The organism is Pseudomonadota bacterium (genome assembly GCA_018817425.1).
In the GTDB taxonomy this organism is placed as follows: Bacteria; Desulfobacterota; Desulfobacteria; order Desulfobacterales; family RPRI01; genus RPRI01.
On sequence record JAHITX010000048.1, the window covers coordinates 1 to 3971 of the forward strand.

The window sequence follows — 3971 nt, forward strand, 5'->3', positions numbered from 1 at the left end:
ACATAGTCTTTATATATTAATTAACTTAGCACAACCCCCTTTATCCCCCTTTGCTAAGGGGGAATTTGCAAGAAGCATTTGACTTCCGAACCACTTTCAAAACGTTTCAGTTTGGTCAAGCTCAAGGCCGGAGAAAATTTCAACCACAGGAATACATTTAGTATTTCGAGGATTGAAATTTGAGCCCAACGCTTAAGATCGTCCCAAATGGGGCATTTTGAAACTGGCTCCCTATTTTGGTCATTATAATTTGTTTGTGATTTGTATTTTGTTATTTGTTATTTATGACTTGTGATTTGTCATTTCCCTTCTTTAGCACTTCATGCAATACTTTGCTCAACAATACGGTTTCAAACGGTTTGGGTAACACCCCCTTAAAACCGTATTCCTTAAAATTTGCCAGGACCGGATTAACGGAGTAACCGCTGGAAACGATAGCTTTAACTTCAGGATCTATTTCCAGCAATTTCTTAATCGCCTCTTTTCCGCCCATTCCGCCTGGAATGGTTAAATCCAGGATAACGGCATCATAAGGCTTCTTTGATTCTTTTGCTTCTTTAAACATCTCAATCGCTTCAGCACCATCTTTTGCAAATTCGGGTTCGTAACCAAATTTTTGCAACACTCTCCCAAACGTTCTCCTTAACGACGCTTCGTCATCCATCACCAGAATCCTGCCATTTTCTGCAGTTGGCCGCCCGTCCAATTGTAGGAAAGGTTCAAAAAATAATAAAAAAACAACTATTGCGATAGACTCCAGAGCAGCGCACGATTTCTACCTGTATTTTTTGCCTTATACAATGCTTCGTCGCTTCTCACCAAGAGGTTTTCCAGAGAATCCTTAGCCACGCATTCGGAAATTCCGATGCTAACTGTAACACTGAAACTTTGGGCATCTGTTTCGAATCTCATAGCACAAATGGCAACACGCAGACGTTCCGCAAGCAGCATGGCATTCTCAGCGTTTGTTTCCGGAAGAAGGAAACAAAACTCTTCCCCACCAAAGCGGGCAAGCAGGTCCGTCGATCTCATGCCCTTTAGGCAAATATGAGCTATTTCCGCTAAAACCTTGTCGCCCATTGCATGGCCATACGTGTCATTCACCCGTTTGAAGTAATCTATATCAAGCATCAAGACGGAAAGCGGGTGCTTATAACGTATAGCTATATCGATGCTGCGCCTGGCATCGCCTTCGAAACCACGCCGATTCATAAGACCCGTGAGCGGGTCTGTCAGGGAAAGCCGTTCGACCTCCCGGAAAAGCATAGCGTTTTCCAGGGCAACGGATGCCTCATTTGCCAGTGCGGACGCGATAATAATATTGGAATCATTAAATACGCCAGCCTCCGGCGTTTCGGCTGTAAAAAAGCCGATGATTCGCCCTTGTGCAGTAAGCGGCAAAATCAGAATAAAGCGGCTTCCTGGCTGGATAGTGAGCAATCCGCCAACAGTATTTTCTTGTGGGCAGCATTCGATAACAGATGGCTTATTTTGTTTGCTAAATCGTCTCCAAATTTTTAAAGATTGTTCCTCGTCGCAAAATGAAATAACAGGGTCTGTCTCGGAATCTTGTTTTATGTTGATTATCTGAATACTATTGTCCTGCCAAAGATAGAGGGTTGTACTACTGCTGGCTACGACAGGATAAAGAAACTGATGGAGGCATTTAACAATTTCAGCAGTGTTCAGTTTAGCAGTAAATGTCTCCAGTGCGCTTAGCAGCGTCTCGATTTCTTTTCTGGTTTTTCTTTCCAAAGCAAGCGCACTTTCCAGGTCCTCACCCTTCAAAAAAAGGGCGCGACTATTCTCTTCGGCTATCTGCTCTGCCTGCTTACGGGCAAGACGTTCACGCTCCAGACGGCGGCGGAGAACCACTATCTCTTCACTCATATCTATCCCTTACTCCGGGTGATCGTAAAGAGAGTGGCTCTGGGATTTTCGAAAACATTGTTTCTGACTACTTCCATCTGCTCACCAAAATGTTCAAGGCAACCGTAAATCAATCCTTCCGCCAAGTCCGGCAGGTTGCGGTCCGACTCATAAGTCATTTGTAACTGATCGGGATCAGGGAAAACACATGAAAATGTCGGAAGCTCAGCATCCGGGTAAAGTTTCTTTACCTCGACATGCACAAAGCTATCCACCCTCGGCAAAAACTCAAAAGCAGAAGTAATTCCATCAAAGAAGGCGGGAAATTTAACAACGAACTGCCCTGACAAATGCCGTCCGAATTCTTTGAGCAGATCACAAACCTCAATGCCTACAATTGCGGCCAGGTTGGAAACCAGCACAACTATTTCTCCATGATCATATGTGCCGACCGACGTATAAATGGCCTTCGATGGCAAGTCGGAGCTTTCTATAAGCTGTTCGGCAATATCAGGTGAGAATCGGCCTTCAATAAACTCGAAAAATTCTGTAAACACAACTCCCTTCATAGCCCCTCCTTTTAATTGTACATTAAAGAACTTTTCTCCATTATAAGAAATATAAATTCAATTATGGAACAATTATACTTAAATGACTGCTTTAAATAATTCGCATGATAATCATTCATCATTCATCATAAAAATTTAATTCAGGAAAATATTTTTTTTCGCATTCGGGACAAATTCCATGGGTGAATTCAGTACCGGAATGTTTGTGAATATATGTTTCGACCTTATCCCAATATCCTTTGTCATCACGGATATTTTTACAATATGAGCAAATCGGCAGAATACCCTGTAGCATTTTGACTTCGGAGAGGGCTTTTTCCAGTTCCTGAATGGCTTTGTCCAGTTCCTTTTCCGCCTTTTTCCGTCTTTCGATCTCTTGCTGTGCTTCTGAAAGTTCAAGCTCAATATCGGCTACCTGCTTCAAAATCGCTAAAACCGGCCTGTTTTCGATTTGAATACCCGGTTTTTTGTTTTGCCAGTATAAGTAAAAGTACAAAAATGGAAAGGCGAAAACAGATATTATAAACCGGCTGATAAGAGTGCCTTTCATTATACTTAAATATTCATGAGTTCCTGCGAAAGCAGCAGTTGTAAAAAGAATTACATCCAGCCACATCACACCAAGCAGGGTTAAAAAAGCCCGGAGCCATAATTTTAGATTGAGATTCGGTTTGCCAAGATATTCCCAGGCCATAGCCAGAAAAACCAGATCAATCAAAGTTGCAGCAACAGATGCCGCATTAATTCGAAGGCTTGGCAAAGGAACGTAAGGAATTTCGGCATTGCCTATTAAACCCATCTGCATATGAAGGCATACAGTAATAACTGGAATTATCAATGAGATGCCGACAATAGTTGATATTGCAATTCTCGTGGATCTCGGGCCGTCAAACACATAAATAACAAATACACCAAGCAACAATGATGTGTAAAAGACGGTGGAACCGACGACGAAGGTAATTCCACTAACATAAATAGTTACTCCGGCATCGGTAATCCATGACATAACTGCCGTGATGCCGCCTATCAATGCGTAAAAATGCACGGAACCAAATCTATGGCGTAATGAATGCGCCAACAGGACCAGAAAATATACCGCCATCGCTTCAATTATTAGAATAGTAACTTCGTTTTCCATTGTCTGCCCTTCACAAAATAATATTCCAAATATCAATTACCAAAGGGGAATGAAATCACAAATATCAATAAGTAAATTACAATAAAAGCCCAAATCCTAAGCACCAAATTCCAATAAAATTCCAAATTCCAAAAATCAATGACCGAAACTCTCCTCGAAATCATATACCGGTTTGTCATTTGTCATTTTTTTGTTATTTATTATTCACCCTTAACAAAAAAGGTACCGCTCATCAAATTTCCCCTTAACAAAGGGAACACCACTTAAATTCCCCCTTAGCAAAGGGGGCCAGGGGGTTGTTTGCCATAAGCACTAAGTAAATTTATTAAGTGTATCTTTAAAATAACGAATATAGAATTTCGAACAAGGAATTCCGAATTACGAATATTTTTTAT

4 protein-coding genes are annotated in these 3971 nt (G+C 41.4%); all 4 read right to left on the reverse strand.

Going from position 1 to position 3971, the window contains the following annotated elements; translation table 11 throughout:
* Nucleotides 1-271: 271 nt before the first annotated feature.
* Entirely contained in the window at nt 272-664 is a 393-nt protein-coding gene (locus KKC46_09210; GenBank protein MBU1053993.1) for a response regulator, read from the reverse strand.
* 77 nt (nt 665-741) lie between these two features.
* Nucleotides 742-1875, reverse strand: coding sequence for a sensor domain-containing diguanylate cyclase (locus KKC46_09215; protein MBU1053994.1), 1134 nt, complete (start codon nt 1873-1875; stop codon nt 742-744).
* A gap of 17 nt (nt 1876-1892) precedes the next feature.
* Nucleotides 1893-2438, reverse strand: a complete 546-nt coding sequence (locus KKC46_09220) for a heme NO-binding domain-containing protein (GenBank protein MBU1053995.1) — start codon at nt 2436-2438, stop codon at nt 1893-1895.
* A 118-nt stretch (nt 2439-2556) separates the two neighbouring features.
* Nucleotides 2557-3576: a VUT family protein gene (locus tag KKC46_09225; protein MBU1053996.1), complete on the reverse strand. Its 1020-nt coding sequence runs from the start codon at nt 3574-3576 to the stop codon at nt 2557-2559.
* Nucleotides 3577-3971: the final 395 nt, after the last annotated feature.

Bases quoted from the DNA above. Each gene is read 5' to 3' on its own strand.
- KKC46_09210 (MBU1053993.1), bottom strand. From the start codon at position 664: ATGGATGACGAAGCGTCGTTAAGGAGAACGTTTGGGAGAGTGTTGCAA.
- KKC46_09220 (MBU1053995.1), bottom strand. From the start codon at position 2,438: ATGAAGGGAGTTGTGTTTACAGAATTTTTCGAGTTTATTGAAGGCCGA.
- KKC46_09225 (MBU1053996.1), bottom strand. From the start codon at position 3,576: ATGGAAAACGAAGTTACTATTCTAATAATTGAAGCGATGGCGGTATAT.